The organism is Bacillus cereus group sp. MYBK216-1, assembly GCF_051916495.1.
GTDB lineage: Bacteria > Bacillota > Bacilli > Bacillales > Bacillaceae_G > Bacillus_A > Bacillus_A thuringiensis_K.
Window position 1 is genome coordinate 361,153 of record NZ_JBQAGT010000004.1, and the last position, 20,647, is coordinate 381,799.

A 20,647-nucleotide genomic window follows, 5' to 3' on the forward strand; every position below is an offset into this window, starting at 1 on the left:
CTTTATTGAATATATAGATGACAAGTCGAAAAAATTTCATAGTTCTATAACATGGTGTGGTCGTCTTTTTGATATAGTAAAGGAAAGGGGGAGAATATATGTATACATTAAAAATCGTTTCAGACAGAGAAGCACTTTATCAATTTGCGAGTTATGTAAGAGTTGTACAAGGGGTTGAAGATGTATATGTAGAGGTAGGAGAACCTTTATATGAACATCCTTTAATGAAGTTTTATGTACATATTAAGCTGAAAGAAACATATGAGCAGCATAAAGCGTTACAGGAAATAGCAAGATTAGTAGAATTGGGGCGTTTTACATATGTCCATTATCGTAATGATGAAATTGAGGAAGCTTTTGAAGCTGTAAAATATGAAAGTTTTAAGAAATAAAGGTGAAAAAAAGGAGGCGAAAGCTTCTTTTTTTCTTTAAAATTACATGAACAAAAAGAGAAAAATTTTGTTATGATAAGGGAGGTTAGGGAAAGGGGGATTTACATATGGGGTATATTGAAGAGTTACGCAAAGTCGTTGGTACAAGGCCGCTTATTCTCGTAGGATCAGCAATCATTATATTAAATGATAATCAAGAAGTATTGCTTCAATATCGTTCAGATACATATAATTGGGGTGTACCTGGTGGGGCGATGGAACTGGGCGAAACGACAGAAGAAACTGCACGTAGAGAGTTATTTGAGGAAACGGGGTTAACTGCAAAAATAATGCAATTTCTTGGTGTTCTATCAGGAAAAGAAGTATATTTCCGTTATCCGAATGGCGATGAAATTTTCAATGTCATTCATCTGTATCAGGCACATCATGTGAGTGGGGAATTAAAGCTCGATCATGAAGGGTTGAAACTCCGATATTTTCCAGTAGATAAGTTGCCAAAATTGAATGAAACGACAGAGAAAATTTTACAAAAGTTTTTATATGCACTGACAGAATAGAAGGTTAATTCCTTCTATTTTTATTATATGAAATATTTTGATTTTTTAGTATGTTTATAGTATGATAGTTATAGATATACATCTTATGGAAGTTCACCTAAAAACTTACTAGGGTACATAAGAGAGGGGCAAGTACAAAATGCATAATGTTGTTATTACAGCTGCAGTTCGTTCGCCAATTGGAACTTTTGGAGGAGCGCTAAAAAATGTAACGCCAGTAGAATTAGCTGTTCCTGTACTTCAGGAAGCTGTAAAACGAGGCGGGGTAGAACCACATGAAGTTGATGAAGTAATTTTAGGTCATTGTATTCAAAGAACTGATGAAGCAAATACGGCGAGAACAGCTGCATTAGCGGCAGGATTTCCTGACACAGTTACGGGATATACAATCCAACGTCAATGTTCTTCAGGTATGCAAGCAATTATGTCAGCTGCAATGCAAATCCAATTAGGTGTAAGTGATGTTGTTGTTGCAGGTGGAGTAGAAGCGATGAGTTCGAGCCCTTATGCATTGAAACAGCACCGCTGGGGACAACGTCTACAGCACGGAGAAATTCGTGACACGGTGTGGGAAGTGTTAGAAGATCCGATTCACCATATTATGATGGGTGAAACAGCGGAAAATTTAGTTGAACAATATGAAATTACAAGAGAGGAACAAGATGAAGTTGCTCTTCGCAGTCATACATTGGCACTGAAGGCAATCGAGTCTGGATATTTTGACGATCAAATTGTTCCTATTACAATAAAAGAACGTAGAAAAGAAGTAGTATTTTCGCAGGATGAGCATCCACGTGCAGATATTACAGCGGAAAAATTAGCAGGGTTAAAACCAGCATTCCGTAAAGATGGATCTGTAACTGCAGGTAATGCATCTGGCCTGAATGACGGAAGTGCAGTTCTAGTATTAATGAGCGAAGAAAAAGCGAAAGAAAAAGGCTTACAACCGTTAGCTAGAATTGTTGGATATTCAGTAGCTGGAGTAGACCCGAAAATTATGGGTATTGGACCAGCACCAGCAATCCGAAAAGGATTAGAGAAAGTAGATTGGTCATTAGAAGATGCAGATTTACTTGAAATTAATGAAGCTTTCGCGGCTCAATATTTAGCTGTAGAGAAAGAGTTAGGCTTAGACCGTGAAAAAGTGAACGTAAACGGTAGTGGCGTAGGACTTGGGCATCCAATTGGTTGTACAGGGGCTCGTATTACAGTAAGTTTAATTCACGAATTAAAAAGACGTGGTTTAGAAAAAGGAATTGCCTCTTTATGCGTTGGTGGCGGTATCGGGGTTGCCTTATTTATAGAAGCACTATAAAAAAGAAGCAGCTATTGCTGCTTCTTTTTTTACGACTTAAATAGATGATGGAATAATCGATCGCGATTTTCAAAGAAAAGTTTCGTCGTTTGGTAATGCTCAGTTTCTTCTAATGTGGATTCGTGAATTCCCTCTTGTGTTAAAGAGTATATAGTAGATTCAGGGTAAGCCATTAAAATAGGAGAATGCGTCGCAATAACAAATTGTGAACCTTGTTCCGCTAGCTCATGCATTCGAATGAGCATGGAAAGTTGTCTCATCGGTGATAAAGCTGCCTCAGGCTCATCTAAAATGTATAAACCTTGTCCTGAAAAACGGTTCATAAATAAGGAAAAGAATGATTCACCGTGAGATTGTTCGTGTAGTGAAACGCCGCCGTAAGATTTTATAGCATCTATTTCATCAATATAAGAAGCAACGTTATAAAATGATTCAGCGCGAAGAAAGAAACCGTCGTTTGGTGTATTGAAACTTTTGGAAATTCGAAGGTATTCATGTAAAGATGAATGTGAATCGTTTGTGCTAAAGCGGAAATTCTTCGTTCCACCTTCTGCATTAAAACCTAACGCAATTGCAATTCCTTCAAGTAATGTTGATTTACCTGTTCCGTTTTCTCCAATAATGAATGTTACATTTGGATGGAAAGCTAGTGACTGTAATGTTCGAATAGCGGGTAAACAGTAAGGATATGCGGAAAAACTAGGGATATTTTCTTTTTTTAATGTGACATTTTGTAAAAAGGGTACGTCAATCAATATATAAACCTCAATTCATAACGGATTTTGAATTTAAAAAGGCAGCAAATAAAAGTGTTAATGACACCTGAATCCCTTCTTGTTTTTTGAATATTTTATGTGGATTATATCATTTAAACTATCATATTCCAATGTGAAAATAAATATTGCATGAAGATCCATTCTCTCGTTATGATATATGGTATTCTATTGAAAATGTGAGAAGGAGTTAAAGTATGCCGTTTACATTTGCACATCCAGCAGCAGTTCTTCCTTTTGCGAAAAAGCATTCTAAACATATTTCAGTAACGGCTCTTATATTAGGTAGTATGGCGCCTGACTTTGAATATTTTTTACACTTTAGACCCTATGGTGTTATTGGCCATACATGGCTTGGGTTCTTATATTTAAATTTACCGCTTGTATTTCTACTCGCATACATATATCATTACATTTTAAAAAAGCCGTTTATAACGCATTTGCCTAAACCGTTTGCTGGTTATTATTCATATGCAATAGATGAGAGGTGGGGGCTACATACCTGGAAAGAATTCTTTGTATTTTGCTATTCTGCATTATTCGGTATGCTCACGCATGTCGTTTGGGATGCATTTACTCATAATACAGGCTATTTCGTTATGAAAATACCATTGTTACAAATTGAATTACGCAGTATTCCATTGTATAAATATATGCAACATGGGAGTACATGTGTTGGCTTATTATTGCTATTATACGTACTATGGAAGTATAAAGATGAAACAGGGAAAGATATGATTGTAGCTTTAGAAAAAAGAAAGTATTGGGTTTCTATAATCATTGTGACAGCTTTTATATTTATCGTGCATGCGTTCTTAGATCCTTATTTTCATATTTTCCAAATTGGAGGTATAATAGTATCTGGACTGACAAGTTCATTTTGTGGAATTGTCATTGTTTCTATAGTTTACAAAGCAAGGGACTAATTTTATATTCATGAATGATAGCGTTAGGAGAAATGAAATGATGAAAGCATGGAAAAGTATTTTTGTTTTATGTAGTTTTCTTCTTATGTTAAGTGGTTGCTTCCATCAAGAAGAAAAGAAAGCTGAACCGAAGAAGAAAGAATCTATTCCTGAAACGAAAGAATATGGTGGGCGTGAGCTGAAAAAAGTAGGACAAAAAGTGAAAGAAACAGGATGGGGTACTTTCAAGTTAGAGCAGATGCATTCTGTGAATCAAACATTTGAAGTAGCGCCAATGAAAATTTACGTACAAGATGTGAAAGTAATCTCTTTATCACAAATGAGTGAAAAGGCAAAAAATACATTGAAAGTATACACGGCACTAACTCCTGAAGAAGTAAAACGTAGATTAGGGGATAAAGTAAGCCAAGAAGATGCAGAATTATATGCATCGCTAAGTGGAACAGAGATTAGTAATACAATTCGTTACGTTGAGATTACATATAAAGTGGAGAATAGCGGAAATAAAAATATGCAATTTTTCTCTATGAATGATGTTATGATTAATGGTAAGCAACATTTTAAAGTAGCCACTCAAAACTTTTTATATGACGAAGATACGTTAGTTGGTACAAAAAATGTATCAAGAGAAGACTATAAGCCTGGTGAAACAAGAGATGGTATTATTGGTTTAATACTTGACGATGGAAAAGACAAGGTAAAGGATATTCAGTTTACAACTGATGATTTACTTGCAGGAGATTCAGAAACACAAGATGTTGTAAAAGAGCCACAAACGTTTAACATCTCACTAAAATAATGTAAGACAAAACAGTCAGCATTCAAATATTATGCTGACTGTTTTTTTATTTCTTTTATGTATAAATCTACATTTTGAAAAGGCACCTTAATTTTAAACGCATCTTTTTGTTCATTAAATTGCTTTTCATTGTAGGGACCGAAACGTTTATTGTGCTTTACGTCAATAATCCAATAATGTTCACTTTTTCTATTTGCAATTGCTGCGTCAGGGTTATTTGGATCTGATTTTTCCTCAGTTTGTTTTGCAATAATGTATTTATCATCCCAAGCAATGTCTGTAATTTTTGCAGGGATGTATTGTGTGGCATATACAGCATCTTGCGAGGGGAAAAGTTCAAATGCATTTCCAGAAGTACGTATGAGTTCGTATTCATCGTTAACCGTATAAGTTAAGTGACTTGTGTTTCCTGCACAACCAGTTAATAGGAAGGCGACGAATAGGATTATCCATTTTTTCAATATGGGAACCTCCTTTATAATGCTATTGTAACAAATTGTACAAGAAAAGTAAGAGAAACGCTAGTTTACAATGTTTTTTAGAAGTGGTACGATGAGACGGGTAAAGAAGGAAATGAAGGAGTCGACATAAAATGAAGTTAAAGATGCATCGTCCAGCGCTTGTAATGAATCGCATAGGTGCTTCCCTAATTGACATGTTTTTAATCTCGGTTATGTATGGTGCAGTAGTAGCTATTATGACCGGAAACTATAGTGCTATGTTTAAGCGCTTTAATATAAGCTTAGGTGATTTTAGATATGATTTCGCAGTAGTTTTCATATTAATGGCGATATATTTTATTGTATTACCCTTTCTTTGGAACGGTGTAACTCTTGGTAAAAAGGTAACGAGAATAAAATTAATTTCATTGAAGAGTGAAAAGCTAACGTTGCAAACATTAATTATAAGATTTTTTGTAGTGTTATTACCGAACGTATTGCTATTAGGAATTCCATTAATATGTAATGTATATATGATGTTGTTCCGCAAAGATAATTGTGGTTTTCAGGATTTAATGACAAAAACGAAAGTAATAAGTCTTGTATAATGAAAAAAGACCTTTTTATATATAAAAGGGTCTTTTTGATTTTATAAGTATATTGGGAATGTTTACAGTAAGGAAAAGCTAAAATATGTCATTTCTATTTATAATTGATTGAAAATTAAGGAAATTGTATAATGATTAAAAATAATATCTTTATTAAGCTATATTGGAGCTGAGTAAAATTTCACTTTATATAATAAGGGGGAAGTTAAAATGACAGGAGGTAGCATAATTTTTTGGGGTATTCTCATTTTTATCGGTCTAGTTTTTGATCAGCGTAATAGTAAGAAAAAAGAAGGATAAAAAGTAAGCGTTCACAAATAAAATAGCGATTTTTCTTGCTTGCAGATTATTCTTATAAAGGAGTATACTGAATGACGGTAAGACTTATAGAAGGGGTAATGAAAATGAAGCTTGCAGGAAAAGTTGCTATCGTAACTGGCGGTGGCATCGGTATTGGACGTAATACAGCTCTTTTGTTGGCTAAACAAGGCGCAAAAGTTATTGTGACGGACATTGATCAAGAGAGTGGACAAGCAACAGTGGAGGAAATTATGAATCTAGGCGGAGAAGCACTTTTTGTATCCTATGATATGGGAAAGCAAGGAGATTGGCAACGCGTTATTAGCATTACTTTGAATGCATTCAGTCGCATTGATATGCTTTTTCAAAATGCTGGTTTATATAAAATAGATTCTATTTTTTCTCGCCAACAAGAGAACGATTCCAATGTACTTTGTATTAATGACGTTTGGATAGAGATAAAACAATTAACGTCATCTTTTATGAAACAGCAAGAAGAAGTGGTGCTTAGTGATTTACCGATTTTCGGCATTATTAGCACGAAAGGACAATCATTTCATACAGTAGAAGCCCTAGTATAATAATGAAAACCGCCCTCAATATATGTGGACGGTTTTTTTGTATGTGTATAGTAAAGATAAATTTTTTAGCGAATACGTTGTTCAGTTTGGTTATCAAAGAAATGCGCTTTATTCATATCAAATGCTAATTTAATTTGGTCACCAGGTGAAAACGTATGTCTTGCATCTACACGTGCTGCAAAATCTTGATTTCCAAGTTTCATATATAAAATGGATTCAGCACCTAATAATTCAGCGACTTCAATTTTTGTTGTGAAGGCAGTAGATTGCGAAGCTTCTAAAAATAGTAGTTCATCATGAATGTCCTCTGGGCGAATACCTAAAACAATTTCCTTATTTACATAGCCTTGTTCACGTAGCATCTTCATTTTTCCTTCAGATACTTTAATTTTTATAGTATTATCTATAACGAAATCGGTTTCAGTCAATTTACCACGGAAGAAATTCATCGCTGGTGAGCCGATAAATCCACCCACGAAAATGTTTTCTGGTGTTTCGTATACTTCTTTTGGAGTTCCAATTTGTTGGATTTTTCCATCCTTCATAACGACAAGACGCGAAGCCATAGTCATTGCTTCTGTTTGGTCATGTGTTACATAAATTGTTGTTGTTCCCAGGCGATGATGTAGCTTAGAAATTTCTGAGCGCATTGCAACACGGAGTTTAGCATCTAAGTTTGATAATGGTTCATCCATTAAGAAAACTTTTGCATCTCGAACGATTGCTCTACCTAACGCAACACGTTGGCGCTGTCCACCTGATAATGCTTTCGGTTTTCTATCTAAATATTGTTCAAGTCCTAAAATTTTTGCTGCATCTTTCACACGACGATCGATTTCATCTTTTGGTATTTTTCGAAGTTTTAATCCAAATGCCATATTATCATATACACTCATATGTGGATAAAGAGCGTAGTTTTGGAATACCATTGCGATATCTCGATCTTTTGGAGGAACATCATTCATTAGTTTACCATCAATTGAAAACTCGCCTTTTGAAATATCTTCAAGTCCAGCTACCATTCGTAATGTTGTAGATTTTCCGCATCCAGAAGGACCGACAAATACGATAAATTCTTTATCTTGAATGTGTAAATTAAAATCAGTTACAGCTGTTACGTTATTATCATATATCTTATAAATGTTTTCTAATTTAAGTTCTGCCATGGTATTTCCCCCTAGAAATAATTATGCAAACGTTTTCTTTGAGTTCATTATAAACGAATAGATTCAAAAAATAAATAAAAAAATAAAACGTTTTCATTTATTGGAGAGTTATTAGTAATTTTCATATGTTTTCTTAGAAAAAGAACAATAAAAATTGTAAGCGCTATTTTAAATTGAGATAGAATCTGTTATCATTCATTAATGAAAACGTTTGCGCCTTAAAAAAGAGAAAAATGAATGAAATGGGGTAGCATAATGGAAAAACAATGGTGGAAAGAAAGCGTAGTATATCAAATTTATCCTCGTAGCTTTATGGATAGTAACGGTGATGGTATAGGAGATCTTCAAGGGATTATTTCAAAGCTAGATTACTTAAAAGAATTAGGGATTGATGTGATTTGGTTATCACCAGTCTATGAATCTCCAAATGATGATAATGGTTATGATATAAGCGATTATTGTAAAATTATGAACGAGTTCGGAACAATGGAAGATTGGGATGAGCTATTACATGAAATGCATGAACGCAATATGAAACTGATGATGGATTTAGTTGTTAATCATACATCTGATGAACATAATTGGTTTATTGAATCACGTAAATCAAAAGATAATAAATATAGAGATTACTATATATGGCGTCCTGGAAAAGAAGGGAAAGAACCGAACAACTGGGGAGCTGCTTTTAGTGGATCTGCATGGCAGTATGATGAAATAACGGATGAATATTATTTACATCTGTTTTCTAAAAAACAGCCAGATTTAAACTGGGATAATGAAAAGGTAAGACAAGATGTTTATGAGATGATGAAGTTTTGGTTAGAAAAAGGAATTGATGGATTCCGCATGGATGTTATCAATTTTATATCTAAAGAAGAAGGGCTACCAGCTGTTGAAACAGATGAAGATGGTTATGTTTCAGGTCATAAACATTTTATGAACGGTCCAAACATTCATAAATATTTACATGAAATGCATGAAGAAGTATTATCGCATTATGATATTATGACGGTTGGTGAGATGCCAGGTGTAACGACAGAAGAAGCCCAACTGTATACTGGAGAAGAACGAAAAGAGTTGCAAATGGTATTCCAATTTGAACATATGGATTTAGATTCAGGAGAAGGTGGAAAGTGGGATGTAAAACCATGCTCACTTCTTACTTTAAAAGAGAATTTAACAAAGTGGCAAAAAGCATTAGAGCATACAGGATGGAATAGCCTTTATTGGAATAATCATGATCAGCCTCGCGTTGTATCTCGTTTTGGTAATGATGGAATGTATCGCATTGAATCAGCAAAAATGTTAGCGACAGTTCTTCATATGATGAAAGGAACGCCATATATTTATCAAGGAGAAGAAATCGGAATGACGAATGTCCGATTTGAGTCGATTAATGAATATCGAGATATTGAAACGTTAAATATGTATAAAGAAAAAGTGATAGACCATGGTGAAGATATAGAAAAAGTAATGGAATCTATTTATATAAAGGGCCGTGATAATGCTAGAACTCCGATGCAGTGGAATGATCAGAATCACGCTGGATTTACAAAAGGTGAACCTTGGATTACTGTAAATCCTAACTATAAAGAGATTAATGTGAAACAAGCAATTCAAGATGAAGGTTCAATTTTTTATTACTATAAGAAATTAATTGAACTACGCAAAAATAATGAAATAGTTGTATATGGATCATATGATTTAATATTAGATAATGACCCTTCTATTTTTGCTTATGTAAGAACATATAGAGATGAAAAACTACTTGTCATTGCAAACTTTACTGCGGATGAAAGTGTATTTGAAATGCCTAAGGATATTGGTTATAGTGAATCAGAGTTATTTATACACAATTACGATGTAGAAATCGGATCGATAGATAACATTCCATTACGTCCGTATGAAGCGATAGTATTCAAATTGAAATAAGAAAAAGCCTTATGCCACTTCAAACTTGGCATAAGGCTTTTTGGATTACCATTTTAATATGGAGAATCCATATGGAGGAAGTGTAACTTGTAATACACTTGCTTCCGCTGAAAATTCTTCGTTTGTATAAATGTTAATTATTTTCTTACCAGTAACATGAAGAGGGAGTGAAACTGTAACTTCACTATTAGTAGGGTTTAAAACGAAAAAGATAGTTTCATCCTCATATGTTTTCGTATAAGAAATATAATTATGTTCATCATTTGTTTCGATGAATTGAAAAGTACCATGTCCTCCAAATGCTTTATGTTCTTTACGTAATAAAATCAATGTTTGTATATGGGTAAATAATGCATGATCTTGTTCTTTAGTATCCCAAATCATACATTTACGGCAATCAGGGTCCATGCCGCCATCCATACCAATTTCATCCCCGTAATAAATACAAGGAGAGCCGATGAAAGAAAGATGGAATACATAGAGCAATTTCAACTTATTTTTATCTCCGTTGCATGTTGTTAAAATTCTTGGAGTATCATGGCTGTCTAATAAATGAAATGCTGCTTCATTTACATTCATAGAGTAGGAATGTAGAGATTCTGTAATTTGCTTCGTGAATTCACTTGCTTTAATGGAATCGTTAGCAAAGTAAGAAAGTAGAGCGTTTGTAACAGGATAACTCATGACAGCATCAAATTGATCGCCTTGTAGCCACGGAAGGGCATCGTGCCAAATTTCTCCCAAAATATATACTTCAGGATTTAGTGTCTTTATTTCAGTTCGGAATTCTCTCCAAAAGTTGTGATCGACTTCATTGGCGACATCAAGGCGCCAGCCATCTATATTGAATTCGCGTACCCAATAACGTCCTACTTCAAGTAAGTATTCTTTTACATCTGGATGAGCTGTATTTAATTTAGGCATATACGGTGTAAAGGCGAAAGTATCATAATTTGGAAGTGGTTCGGTTATAATCGGGAATTCATGAATGTGGAACCACTCTTTATATGCGGACTTCTCACCATTCTCTAGTACGTCTTGAAATTTCTCGAAAAAGTATCCACTATGATTAAACACAGCATCGAGCATTACTTTTATACCGTGCTTATGACATTCTTCAACGAGCTCTTTAAAAGTTTCTTTCGTCCCAAATTGTGGGTCAATTTCCATATAGTCAATTGTGTCATATTTATGGTTTGAATGAGCTTTGAAAATAGGTGTGAAATATATTCCGGAAATGCCAAGGTTAACAAGGTAATCAAGGTTTTGAATAACACCAGCAAAATCTCCTCCGAAAAAATTAGTTGTAGTTGGATTCGCACTTCCCCAAGGAAGGGTGTTTTCTGGATTCAGCGTACTATCGCCATTAGCGAATCGTTCAGGAAAAATCTGATACCAAATGGTGTCTTTAATCCAAGATGGTGCTTTGAATACATCATCTGCATGAATAAATGGAAAACAGAAAAAGTTACCAACATCATCATTTGGAATGCTAGAAAAAAATCCTCGCTCTGCATAAATAAGAGTGTCTGTTTCAGATTTTAATTCAAATCCATAACGTAAGCGCTTAAATTTCGGTTCGATTGCAATGGACCAATAATCAAATAATGCAGTAGAACCCGTTTTTTTCATGGGTGTACTTGATGATATCCATTTCCCGTCTTTCCATTCGTAAGGATCACCGTAAATAAGATCGGCGCATTGAACATCATCTCTCTTAGTACGTACTCGGATGTGAATTGTTTGTTCATCATAAGCGTATGCATAATTATCTTTCGGCCTATGATAAATGGCTTCTTTAAACATATAGAAAATCCCCTTTCAATATCTCTATACATAGTATTCCCTTAAGTGTAATAATAAAGCCTATATTGCAAACGATTGCCTTTCTCATAGCTTTAATATTGCTTATAAGAGTAGTATTCATTTCATATAAAGTCAATGTATAAAGAGTATAATGACATAATTTTTAAATTAATATTTGCAAAATGAATAAAAGAATGTATAATGATAGACAAATAGCGCAAACGTTTTCGTAAATTGAGATATTGTTTGCGCTTCAATTAAACTATTAAATGCAAACGTTTTCAGTTACTGAGGTACATAGACAATTTAGGGAGGTTTTTGGGATGAAGAAAGCATTATCATTATTAACGGTTTCAGCATTATCTATTGGTATGTTATCTGCATGTGGACCGAAAGATTCAGGGAAAAAAGAGGAAAGTAAAGCGAAAAAAGATTATGATCTTCTTGTTTGGGAAGATGATAAAAAAGGTGTTGGTTTAGAACCAGCAGTGAAAAGCTTTGAGGAAAAATATAAAGTAAAAGTAAAAGTTGTTGAAATGCAAATGACAGATCAAGTGAAGAAGTTACGCCTTGATGGGCCAGCGGGGACTGGACCAGATGTTGTAACATTGCCACACGATCAAATCGGAAATGCAGTAACAGAAGGTTTACTTTCTGAAGTGAAAGCAGATGATGCTGTAAAGAGTAAATTTACTGATTCATCAATAAAAGCACAGACATATAACGGAAAATTATATGGTTTACCAAAAGCAATTGAGACGCCAGTCTTTATTTACAATAAAAAACTAATGCCAAAAGCGCCAGAAACGATGGACGAGCTGTTTAACTTCTCAAAAGAATTTACGAAAGATGGCAAGTACGGATTTTTAGCATTAGGAGATAACTTCTACTTTGCTAATGCATTCATGGCAGGTATGGGCGGTTATGTATTTGGTGAAAAAGATGGAAAGCCAAATGCAAGTGATGTTGGATTAAATAATAGCGGAGCAGTACAAGGTGCTGAATATCTTCAAAAATGGTACAAAGAAAAATTATTCCCGAAAGGTATTATCGGTGAATCAGGTGGGCCTGCTGCTGATGGGTTATTCAATGAAGGAAAAGCAGCATCTATCATGAATGGCCCATGGGCGTTCCAAGCAATGGAAAAGAACGGAATTGATTATGGCGTTGCTCCAATGCCGAAATTACCAAATGGTCAACCAATGAAAACGTTCGTTGGGGTTAAAGGGTGGCATGTAACTAGTTTCTCTAAACAAAATGATTTAGCTACAAAATTCACTGAGTGGGTAACAAATGAAGAAAACGCAAAAATTCGATTTGAAAAAACAAAAGAAATTCCTCCAGTAAAATCAGTAATGGAAGATCCAATTATTAAAGATAACGAAGCTGCAAAAGCAGTTGCAACGCAATCTGAAAATGGAATTCCAATGCCAAACATTCCAGAAATGCAAGAAGTTTGGAAACCAGCTGGAGATGCGCTTCAATTAGTTGTTACAGATAAAGAGGCACCAAAAGCGGCGCTTGATAGTGCAGTGAAACAAATTAAAGGTAATATTGAGGCAAATCATAACAAGAAAAAATAAGGTGAAATTCGTGCCTCTAATATGAGAGGCACGAATTCTCTCCCTTCCATGTAGGAAGAAAAAAGGGGGAAGGAACATGCAAACATCTATGGAACCAGCAAATGGGTTGAATCATTCTAAGCATAGGAAAATGGCAACCATGTTATCAATCATTCCAGGCGTGGGCCAAATGTATAATAAACAATTTGTAAAAGGTCTTATTTTTCTAGTATTAACAGGTTCATTTATTGTAGCCTTTGCTGATTTATTAAATATGGGATTATGGGGTATTGTAACGCTTGGTACAGAAGTTCCACGTGACCATTCTGTCTTTCTATTAGTAGAAGGAATCTTGGCCCTTATCGTTATCGCTTTTGGACTCGGCATATATGCATTTAACTTATATGATGCATACCAAAATGGAAAGAAACGTGATATCGGAACACCGTTAAATTCTGTAAAAGAGCAATACCGTAATTTGTTAGATCAAGGTTTTCCTTATTTAATGGTTTCACCAGGTTTTCTACTACTTATCTTTGTTGTCGTATTTCCAATCATCTTCGTAGTTTTAATTGGATTTACAAACTATGATTTATATCATTCTCCTCCAGCTAAATTAGTAGATTGGGTGGGCTTTAAAAACTTTATTGATATTTTCACTTTACCGATGTGGAGAGAGACATTTGTAAGTGTATTCTCTTGGACTGTCATTTGGACATTCGTTGCAACAACATTACAAGTTGCGCTTGGTATTTTCTTAGCGATTATCGTAAATCAGCCCGGTATTAAAGGAAAGGCGATTATTCGAACAATCTTTATTTTACCGTGGGCTGTTCCAGCATTCGTATCTATTCTTGTGTTCTCTGGTATGTTTAATGAAACATTCGGAGCGATTAACAATCAAGTATTAGCTTTATTCGGAATTGAAAAGATTGCTTGGATGACAGATCCATTTTGGGCGAAGATTGCTTTAATTATGATTCAAACGTGGCTTGGGTTCCCGTTTATCTTTGCGATGACAACAGGTATACTGCAATCGATTCCGGGAGAATTATATGAAGCGGCTACAGTAGATGGAGCGACAGCTTGGCAACAGTTTCGTAAAATTACATTGCCACTAGTGTTATACGCAACAGCGCCAATATTAATTACGCAATATACGTTTAACTTTAATAACTTTAGTATCATCTATCTATTTAACGGTGGAGGTCCTGCTGTAGCTGGACAAGACGCAGGTGGAACGGATATTTTAATTTCATGGATTTATAAGTTAACGATGACTTCAGCGCAGTACGGAAAAGCAGCAGCTCTTACAATGATATTATCGTTAATCGTTATTACAGTTGCGTTATGGCAATTTAAGAGAACAAAATCATTCCAAGAAGAGGATATGATGTAAATGAATATTAAAAGACAGAAGATGTTACGTCTCTCATTAAGTTATTTAGTTATTTTCGTAATGTGTGCCATCATTTTCTATCCGTTATTATGGATTATTGGCTCATCGTTTAATCCGGGTGATAGTTTATCTGGATCAAGTATTATTCCACAAAATGCAACGTTAGATCATTATCGTAAGTTATTAGATCTAGAGAATAGTAATTACTTACTATGGTATAAAAACACATTAAAAGTAAGTGTTTTAACGATGATTTTCTCAGTGTTAGCAATTAGCTTTACTGCTTATGCATTTTCGAGATATCGTTTTGTTGGAAGAAAAAATGGTTTATTAACATTTTTAATTCTGCAAATGATTCCAAACTTTGCAGCGTTAATTGCTCTATACGTATTAGCTCAATTAACAGGATTAATTGATACACATCTTGCATTAATTTTAATTTATGTAGGCGGGGCCATTCCGATGAATACATGGCTTATGAAAGGGTATTTTGATACGATTCCGAAAGAACTGGATGAATCAGCTCGTATGGATGGAGCAGGACATTTTCGTATTTTTTGGCAAATCATTATGCCACTTGCAAAGCCAATCGTAGCGGTTGTAGCGTTATTTACTTTCATTGGTCCGTTTACAGATTTCATTTTAGCGAGTATTATTTTGCGAACGCCAGAAAATTATACTTTAGCAGTTGGATTATATGAAATGGTTGCGAAAAAATTCGGTAATGAATTTACAACGTTTGCAGCGGGTTCTGTGTTAATTGCAATCCCAATTTCAATTTTATTCCTATCACTACAAAAATACTTTATTTCTGGTTTAACAGCTGGAGGTACAAAAGGATGAAAAATGGGACATTACGTCCCATTTCTCTTTTCATCTCCCTATAAATAAGTTTATAGGGAGATGAAAAGAGATTTGACATCACATGTGAAAAGAAGTGAAATAAATAGTATATTATAGTATAGGAAAAAATAGCTATATCCCTTACAATACATGAAGAGGGAGAATAGGATTAGTTTTGCAAGATATAAGAAATGAAAGTTTATGACTTGCAATGAGTGCGAGATAAAATATATGAAAAATGGCAGAGAAATGAGAGGAGGGGATTTTTATGACAGTTACAATTAAAGATGTGGCGAAGCAAGCGAATGTTGCACCATCAACAGTTTCTCGTGTAATTGCTGATAATCCAAGTATAAGTGAAAAGACAAAGCGCCGTGTTAGGAAAGTGATGAGTGAATTAGGGTATCATCCCAATTTAAATGCGAGAAATCTTGCGAACCAAACGACGAAGACACTTGGTCTTGTTATGCCAAGTTCTGCAAGTAAAGCTTTTCAAAATCCATTTTTCCCAGAAGTTATAAGAGGGATTAGTTCATTTGCACACGTAGAAGGTTATGCGCTTTACATGTCGACAGGTGAAACGGAAGAAGAAATTTTTAATGGTGTCGTAAAGATGGTACAGGGACGCCAAATTGGTGGCATTATTCTTTTATATTCAAGAGAGAATGATCGGATTATTCAATATTTACATGAACAAAATTTCCCGTTTGTTTTAATAGGAAAACCATATGATCGAAAAGATGAAATTACATATGTAGATAATGACAATTATACAGCTGCAAGAGAAGTGGCAGAATATTTAATTTCATTAGGGCATAAGCAAATCGCGTTCATTGGTGGTGGATCAGATTTACTTGTAACGAGAGATCGTTTAGCTGGTATGAGTGATGCCTTGAAATTAGCAGACATTGTATTACCAAAAGAATATATTTTACATTTTGATTTTTCGAGGGAAAGTGGTCAACAAGCCGTTGAGGAATTAATGGGACTGCAGGAACCGCCGACGGCAATTATGGCAACGGATGACTTAATTGGACTTGGTGTGTTAAGTGCTCTTTCTAAAAAAGGATTCGTTGTACCGAAGGATGTTTCTATTGTAAGCTTTAATAATGCTTTATTATCAGAAATTGCAAGCCCTCCACTTTCAACAGTTGATGTGAATATTTATCAGCTAGGATATGAGGCAGCAAAAGCATTAGTTGATAAAGTAGAGAATGCAGAATCCACTGCAAAGTGTATCATTATTCCTCATAAATTACTAAAACGTCAAACTTGTGATCATTATGCATAAAAAAAGCTAAGAGTTTAACTCTTAGCTTTTTTCTTTAAAAAGGCTTCTAATCGGTCGCAGCCTTCTTTTAAAGTTTCGATACTATACGCATAGGACAAGCGAAGGTAGCCTTCACCGTATTCAGAGAATGCTGTTCCAGGAACTACAGCTAGTCCTGCTTCTTTAACAAGATTAAGTGCAAAATCAAATGATGAAGATGTCAAATGACCAACATATGGGAATAAATAAAATGCACCTGTTGGCTTTTCAACTGTTAATCCCATTTGAGTGAGTCTATTATATACGTAATCACGGCGTTTTTTATATTGGTGGCGCATCATTTTAGGTGCGTCTTTAGCCGCTGTTAATGCTTCAATTGCAGCGTATTGAGCGATTGAAGTAGCGCACGTTACGTTGTACTGATGAACTTTTAATATGTGTCCTGCTAAATAGCTTGGTGCAAATAAAAGTCCAACACGCCAGCCGGTCATAGAATGTGATTTAGATAAACCGTTAATGACAATTGTCTTTTCACGCATTTCTGGGAAATGGGCGATAGATGTATGCTTTTGTTCATATACAAGCTCGCTATAAATTTCATCTGAAAGGACGAAAATATTTTTATCTTTTAAAACATCTACAATATCTTTTAATTCTTCGGTGGATAAAGTTACACCAGTTGGGTTAGAAGGATACGGTAGTACGATACATCTTGTTTTTTCTGTAATAGCATTTTTAAGCGCTTCAGCTGTTAAACGAAATCCAGTTTCACGAACATCTACAAAAATAGGCGTTGCACCGCATAATCGAATAATAGGTTCGTAGCCTGGATAAATAGGAGCAGGTAAAATTACTTCTGTTCCTGGCTCTAAAATCGTTCGGAATGCAACATCAATTGCTTCGCTAGCACCGATTGTAACGATGGTTTCGTTTTCAGGTGAATAATGTAAATCGTAGTTATCTTTTACGAAGTTACAAGCTGCCTTGCGTAATTCTAGTAAACCAGCGTTATGTGTATAGCTTGTATAGTTTTCTGTAATAGCCCGTTTAGCCGCTTCTTTCACGAGAGAAGGTGTAGGGAAATCGGGTTGTCCAATTGTTAAAGAAATCAAATTATCATAGTTTTGAATCATGTTAGAGAATTGACGGATTCCAGAAATTTGGATGTCCTTCACTCTAGGGTTAATGAATTGTTCCATTGTATCTCCCTTTCTTCCGTTTGAAAATTAAGTTCATTTTATCATATTTTCTATGATTACGCTTTGTATATGTTATTTAGAAAGAGAGAGAAAAGAGAAAAAAAGCCGCTATAAGCGACTTTTTAATATCCGTATTCCCAATCTATTTCATCTTCATTCCAGAGTACAGAGGATACCTTGCCAAGGTGAACAACTGATTCGTTCACAGCACATGTGCAGTTTTCTTCTCCCGCTTTATGCTGTAACTCTTCATATACTGATTTTTCAACATTTTCTAGAACAACCAAATTTTCTTCTTTTAAAACAAGCGTAGTACCCGCCATATTTATCTTCCTCCTACTAAAGTAATGATCACTTATTTGTAAACATAGATAGTATGGATTATATGCTGTATTTTGCTATAGTTGTCCGTCTAAAAAAGTATTTTTATATTTTCTTTGTAATCCGTATTCATTGTATACTGCATGAAGGAAATTTGGTACAGGGTTTACAATCATTTCGAAAATCTGTAACAATTATTATGAGCTGTTAACAAAGAATTAACAAATATGTTAAGAAAAATCAAAATTTTAAAACAAATACACCTATAAAATGATATAATCATATCAAAATACATATAGGGGATGAGAGGTTATGGAGCTTATCCGTGATTTGTTGATTCAAATTGCCATCATAATTTTGCCACTATTTTTATATGAAGCGATTCGTTTAAATCGCTATCAAGAAATGCCTCCGAAGCCAAATCGTTACTTTATTATGTTTTTATCTAGCGTTACGCTCATTCTCTCCATGACATACTCTATTTGTTTTGGCAATGTGTGTGGGTATAACTTTCACCCCATTCCAATTGTCAGTGGTTTTTTATATGGTGGGATTGTTGGTTTAATCCCAGCGGTTATTTTTGTTGCATATGAATGGTTACTAAAGGGAATGAGCTTTCTTCCAGTTTTAGAAGTAATATTTCTATTGATAGTTCCGCTATTTTTATCAAAGAAATGGTCTCTTTTTTCAAAGGATAAGAAATTAATTTTAGCATTTATGATTTCATCATTTTATGTGCTTGTTTCTTTAGTATTAGGCATGATTAATGTTCTTTTGGAAACAGGATTTACACCGTATATTTCGCAAATATATAGCGGATTTATATTTGCCTCGCTTATCATGGTCATGACAATGGTATTTCAGGTGTATTTAACTGAATATTTAAATGAAAATGCATTGCTACGTACAGAGATGCAAAAATCAGAAAAACTTAATATTGTAAGTGAATTAGCAGCAAGTGTGGCACATGAAGTTCGCAATCCCCTTACTGTTGTTCGTGGATTTATCCAATTGCTAGAAAGCACGGAAGATGTGAAGAATAAGGATTATATGCGTCTCGTATTAGCTGAATTGGATCGGGCGGAACAAATTATTTCAGATTACTTAAATTTAGCAAGGCCGCAAATTGAGAAAAAAGAACACATTTGTTTATCAGCCCAATTAATAGAAATGACCACTCTTATGTCGTCATTTGCAGCGATGCAAGGTGTATATTTACAAGTTGAAATTTCAGAAAGTCTTTATACGATTGGTGATAAGACAAAATTGAAGCAAGCTATTATGAATGTTGTTAAAAATGGTATTGAAGCAATTCAAGGAAATAAAGGATATTTAAAAGTAACAGCTATTCAAAAAGACGAAACAATCATAATAAGAGTTAAAGATAGTGGTGTTGGTATGACGAAAGAACAGTTAGCAAGGCTGGGGCAACCATATTATTCTTTAAAAGAAAAAGGAACAGGATTAGGGCTTATGGTAACATTTAGTATTTTACAAGCGCATAATGGTACATTGGAATATAAGAGTGAGAGCGGAAAAGGCACTGAAGCAATTATTATATTACCAGCTGTACAAAATAAGGAATAAAAGTTACCGATGGAAGGTAACTTTTTATTTTATATTGTTTATTCGTTTGTTTTTTCTTGTTTTGCTCGGCTAAATAAACTTTTAAATGATTGAAAGAAGCTTTGCTCTTTTGAGGCAGCAACCATTCTTTTTGTTTCTTGAATTTCTCGAATAACTTGCATAAGCTGTGCATCACGGTTACTATCCTTGTTATAAATTTGACTAACAAGTTTATTCATTTTTTCTTCCTGTTTGGATTCTCGTTTATACATATGATTCATTAATAAGTCCATCTTTTCTTTTTGCAATGCATCTGTTTGAGCGGCGTGATCGACTAACTCTTGAAGCATTTTTTCTTGAGAGCCTTCTTTTACATAAACTTGTTGCATCAATTCGTCTAGTTTCTCATCCTTTAAACGATTTTGTGTAATTAGAGTAGAATTTTGATGAATAATTGCTTCATTTAATTGAGCGAGCATTTCAAGTTTTAACATGAACTCCTCAAAGTTACGCCCATCTTCTTTTTCTTTCGGTTGTATTTCTTGTTTATCTTGTATAACTGGTACAGGTGGGGCCTCTTTTTCTTTTAAAATAATTGGTATCGTTTCTGAAATATCTTCTTGCAGTGTAGCAGCTCTTTCATGAATAGATTTCAATAGTTTTAAATCATCCAGCTTATAAATACGAGCATCAGCTGTTTTGGAAATCATATAACCATGTTCCTCTAACAGTTGACTATATTTGCGAACTATATGTTTTGGGATGCCTGTTTTATTCGTGACATCTTTCGTTTTATAGGTAGCTTCCATAATATTTCCTCCCCAAAAAGTATCGTATATATCATTTCAATCTTTTATGAGGACTTCCTTTGAAAAAGAATGTCGGAAGGTTA

Annotated in this window: 21 protein-coding genes; 14 read left to right on the top strand and 7 right to left on the bottom strand. The window is 34.5% G+C overall.

Annotated elements, in window-relative coordinates:
* The first annotated feature begins 98 nt into the window (after nt 1–98).
* From ACTFRH_RS16430 to ACTFRH_RS16440, 3 genes are all read left to right on the top strand, one after another.
* Nucleotides 99–392 carry a DUF3928 family protein gene (locus tag ACTFRH_RS16430; RefSeq protein WP_000288330.1) on the top strand — a complete coding sequence of 98 codons (294 nt, stop codon included), beginning with the start codon at nt 99–101 and terminating at the stop codon, nt 390–392.
* A 107-nt stretch (nt 393–499) separates the two neighbouring features.
* Complete coding sequence (locus tag ACTFRH_RS16435) at nt 500–949, top strand: NUDIX hydrolase (RefSeq protein WP_002164161.1); 450 nt, start codon at nt 500–502, stop codon at nt 947–949.
* A gap of 139 nt (nt 950–1,088) precedes the next feature.
* Entirely contained in the window at nt 1,089–2,264 is a 1,176-nt protein-coding gene (locus tag ACTFRH_RS16440; protein ID WP_000552079.1) for an acetyl-CoA C-acetyltransferase, read from the top strand.
* A 29-nt stretch (nt 2,265–2,293) separates the two neighbouring features.
* Here the strand turns inward: ACTFRH_RS16440 and ACTFRH_RS16445 are convergent, their stop codons facing one another.
* Nucleotides 2,294–3,019 (bottom strand): AAA family ATPase, encoded by a 726-nt coding sequence (locus tag ACTFRH_RS16445; protein WP_000568002.1) that lies wholly within the window; start codon nt 3,017–3,019, stop codon nt 2,294–2,296.
* Between the two features lie 215 nt (nt 3,020–3,234).
* Between ACTFRH_RS16445 and ACTFRH_RS16450 the strand changes: the two genes are divergently transcribed.
* On the top strand, nt 3,235–3,963 hold the full coding sequence (locus ACTFRH_RS16450; protein WP_001116858.1) for a DUF4184 family protein: 729 nt from the start codon (nt 3,235–3,237) through the stop codon (nt 3,961–3,963).
* A gap of 37 nt (nt 3,964–4,000) precedes the next feature.
* Nucleotides 4,001–4,762 carry a hypothetical protein gene (locus ACTFRH_RS16455; protein ID WP_000973901.1) on the top strand — a complete coding sequence of 254 codons (762 nt, stop codon included), beginning with the start codon at nt 4,001–4,003 and terminating at the stop codon, nt 4,760–4,762.
* A gap of 29 nt (nt 4,763–4,791) precedes the next feature.
* Here ACTFRH_RS16455 and ACTFRH_RS16460 read toward each other — a convergent pair whose 3' ends face one another.
* Complete coding sequence (locus ACTFRH_RS16460) at nt 4,792–5,223, bottom strand: DUF3997 domain-containing protein (RefSeq protein WP_000758790.1); 432 nt, start codon at nt 5,221–5,223, stop codon at nt 4,792–4,794.
* Nucleotides 5,224–5,354: 131 nt separating this feature from the next.
* Here ACTFRH_RS16460 and ACTFRH_RS16465 point away from each other — a divergent pair, with 131 nt between their 5' ends.
* From ACTFRH_RS16465 to ACTFRH_RS16475, 3 genes are all read left to right on the top strand, one after another.
* Nucleotides 5,355–5,810: an RDD family protein gene (locus tag ACTFRH_RS16465; RefSeq protein WP_000769083.1), complete on the top strand. Its 456-nt coding sequence runs from the start codon at nt 5,355–5,357 to the stop codon at nt 5,808–5,810.
* A gap of 210 nt (nt 5,811–6,020) precedes the next feature.
* Nucleotides 6,021–6,110 (top strand): hypothetical protein, encoded by a 90-nt coding sequence (locus ACTFRH_RS16470; protein WP_000145637.1) that lies wholly within the window; start codon nt 6,021–6,023, stop codon nt 6,108–6,110.
* Nucleotides 6,111–6,181: 71 nt separating this feature from the next.
* Nucleotides 6,182–6,691 carry an SDR family NAD(P)-dependent oxidoreductase gene (locus ACTFRH_RS16475; RefSeq protein ID WP_000218410.1) on the top strand — a complete coding sequence of 170 codons (510 nt, stop codon included), beginning with the start codon at nt 6,182–6,184 and terminating at the stop codon, nt 6,689–6,691.
* Between the two features lie 65 nt (nt 6,692–6,756).
* Here the strand turns inward: ACTFRH_RS16475 and ACTFRH_RS16480 are convergent, their stop codons facing one another.
* Nucleotides 6,757–7,857: an ABC transporter ATP-binding protein gene (locus tag ACTFRH_RS16480; RefSeq protein ID WP_000818931.1), complete on the bottom strand. Its 1,101-nt coding sequence runs from the start codon at nt 7,855–7,857 to the stop codon at nt 6,757–6,759.
* A 255-nt stretch (nt 7,858–8,112) separates the two neighbouring features.
* Between ACTFRH_RS16480 and ACTFRH_RS16485 the strand changes: the two genes are divergently transcribed.
* Nucleotides 8,113–9,789 (top strand): glycoside hydrolase family 13 protein, encoded by a 1,677-nt coding sequence (locus ACTFRH_RS16485; protein WP_003302590.1) that lies wholly within the window; start codon nt 8,113–8,115, stop codon nt 9,787–9,789.
* A 45-nt stretch (nt 9,790–9,834) separates the two neighbouring features.
* On the opposite strand, the gene ACTFRH_RS16490 is transcribed toward ACTFRH_RS16485, so the two are convergent.
* Nucleotides 9,835–11,595, bottom strand: a complete 1,761-nt coding sequence (locus ACTFRH_RS16490; RefSeq protein ID WP_000471789.1) for an alpha-glycosidase — start codon at nt 11,593–11,595, stop codon at nt 9,835–9,837.
* Nucleotides 11,596–11,918: 323 nt separating this feature from the next.
* Here ACTFRH_RS16490 and ACTFRH_RS16495 point away from each other — a divergent pair, with 323 nt between their 5' ends.
* From ACTFRH_RS16495 to malR, 4 genes are all read left to right on the top strand, one after another.
* Entirely contained in the window at nt 11,919–13,178 is a 1,260-nt protein-coding gene (locus ACTFRH_RS16495; protein WP_000709921.1) for an extracellular solute-binding protein, read from the top strand.
* Between the two features lie 76 nt (nt 13,179–13,254).
* The gene (gene malC / locus ACTFRH_RS16500) at nt 13,255–14,556 is read left to right on the top strand and encodes a maltosaccharide ABC transporter permease MalC (protein WP_001194994.1); all 1,302 of its coding nucleotides are present in this window, start codon (nt 13,255–13,257) and stop codon (nt 14,554–14,556) included.
* Nucleotides 14,557–15,399: a maltosaccharide ABC transporter permease MalD gene (gene malD / locus ACTFRH_RS16505; protein WP_001022608.1), complete on the top strand. Its 843-nt coding sequence runs from the start codon at nt 14,557–14,559 to the stop codon at nt 15,397–15,399.
* A gap of 268 nt (nt 15,400–15,667) precedes the next feature.
* Complete coding sequence (gene malR / locus ACTFRH_RS16510; protein ID WP_000219050.1) at nt 15,668–16,690, top strand: maltose operon transcriptional repressor MalR; 1,023 nt, start codon at nt 15,668–15,670, stop codon at nt 16,688–16,690.
* A gap of 14 nt (nt 16,691–16,704) precedes the next feature.
* On the opposite strand, the gene ACTFRH_RS16515 is transcribed toward malR, so the two are convergent.
* Nucleotides 16,705–17,868 (bottom strand): aminotransferase A, encoded by a 1,164-nt coding sequence (locus ACTFRH_RS16515; protein ID WP_000434579.1) that lies wholly within the window; start codon nt 17,866–17,868, stop codon nt 16,705–16,707.
* Nucleotides 17,869–17,990: 122 nt separating this feature from the next.
* Complete coding sequence (locus ACTFRH_RS16520; protein WP_000929280.1) at nt 17,991–18,191, bottom strand: hypothetical protein; 201 nt, start codon at nt 18,189–18,191, stop codon at nt 17,991–17,993.
* A gap of 310 nt (nt 18,192–18,501) precedes the next feature.
* Here ACTFRH_RS16520 and kinB point away from each other — a divergent pair, with 310 nt between their 5' ends.
* Nucleotides 18,502–19,776 carry a sporulation sensor histidine kinase KinB gene (kinB, locus tag ACTFRH_RS16525; protein WP_000420360.1) on the top strand — a complete coding sequence of 425 codons (1,275 nt, stop codon included), beginning with the start codon at nt 18,502–18,504 and terminating at the stop codon, nt 19,774–19,776.
* A gap of 38 nt (nt 19,777–19,814) precedes the next feature.
* Here kinB and ACTFRH_RS16530 read toward each other — a convergent pair whose 3' ends face one another.
* Nucleotides 19,815–20,564, bottom strand: coding sequence for a DUF3967 domain-containing protein (locus ACTFRH_RS16530; RefSeq protein WP_000388466.1), 750 nt, complete (start codon nt 20,562–20,564; stop codon nt 19,815–19,817).
* Nucleotides 20,565–20,647: the final 83 nt, after the last annotated feature.

Excerpts from the sequence above, each read along its gene's own strand:
- ACTFRH_RS16475 (WP_000218410.1), top strand. The coding sequence starts at position 6,182 with ATGACGGTAAGACTTATAGAAGGGGTAATGAAAATGAAGCTTGCAGGA.
- ACTFRH_RS16480 (WP_000818931.1), bottom strand. The coding sequence starts at position 7,857 with ATGGCAGAACTTAAATTAGAAAACATTTATAAGATATATGATAATAAC.
- ACTFRH_RS16495 (WP_000709921.1), top strand. The coding sequence starts at position 11,919 with ATGAAGAAAGCATTATCATTATTAACGGTTTCAGCATTATCTATTGGT.
- kinB (WP_000420360.1), top strand. The coding sequence starts at position 18,502 with ATGGAGCTTATCCGTGATTTGTTGATTCAAATTGCCATCATAATTTTG.
- ACTFRH_RS16435 (WP_002164161.1), top strand. The coding sequence starts at position 500 with ATGGGGTATATTGAAGAGTTACGCAAAGTCGTTGGTACAAGGCCGCTT.
- malR (WP_000219050.1), top strand. The coding sequence starts at position 15,668 with ATGACAGTTACAATTAAAGATGTGGCGAAGCAAGCGAATGTTGCACCA.
- ACTFRH_RS16450 (WP_001116858.1), top strand. The coding sequence starts at position 3,235 with ATGCCGTTTACATTTGCACATCCAGCAGCAGTTCTTCCTTTTGCGAAA.
- ACTFRH_RS16455 (WP_000973901.1), top strand. The coding sequence starts at position 4,001 with ATGATGAAAGCATGGAAAAGTATTTTTGTTTTATGTAGTTTTCTTCTT.
- ACTFRH_RS16490 (WP_000471789.1), bottom strand. The coding sequence starts at position 11,595 with ATGTTTAAAGAAGCCATTTATCATAGGCCGAAAGATAATTATGCATAC.
- ACTFRH_RS16520 (WP_000929280.1), bottom strand. The coding sequence starts at position 18,191 with ATGGCGGGTACTACGCTTGTTTTAAAAGAAGAAAATTTGGTTGTTCTA.
- ACTFRH_RS16430 (WP_000288330.1), top strand. The coding sequence starts at position 99 with ATGTATACATTAAAAATCGTTTCAGACAGAGAAGCACTTTATCAATTT.
- malD (WP_001022608.1), top strand. The coding sequence starts at position 14,557 with ATGAATATTAAAAGACAGAAGATGTTACGTCTCTCATTAAGTTATTTA.
- ACTFRH_RS16470 (WP_000145637.1), top strand. The coding sequence starts at position 6,021 with ATGACAGGAGGTAGCATAATTTTTTGGGGTATTCTCATTTTTATCGGT.
- ACTFRH_RS16485 (WP_003302590.1), top strand. The coding sequence starts at position 8,113 with ATGGAAAAACAATGGTGGAAAGAAAGCGTAGTATATCAAATTTATCCT.
- ACTFRH_RS16515 (WP_000434579.1), bottom strand. The coding sequence starts at position 17,868 with ATGGAACAATTCATTAACCCTAGAGTGAAGGACATCCAAATTTCTGGA.
- ACTFRH_RS16530 (WP_000388466.1), bottom strand. The coding sequence starts at position 20,564 with ATGGAAGCTACCTATAAAACGAAAGATGTCACGAATAAAACAGGCATC.
- ACTFRH_RS16440 (WP_000552079.1), top strand. The coding sequence starts at position 1,089 with ATGCATAATGTTGTTATTACAGCTGCAGTTCGTTCGCCAATTGGAACT.
- malC (WP_001194994.1), top strand. The coding sequence starts at position 13,255 with ATGCAAACATCTATGGAACCAGCAAATGGGTTGAATCATTCTAAGCAT.
- ACTFRH_RS16465 (WP_000769083.1), top strand. The coding sequence starts at position 5,355 with ATGAAGTTAAAGATGCATCGTCCAGCGCTTGTAATGAATCGCATAGGT.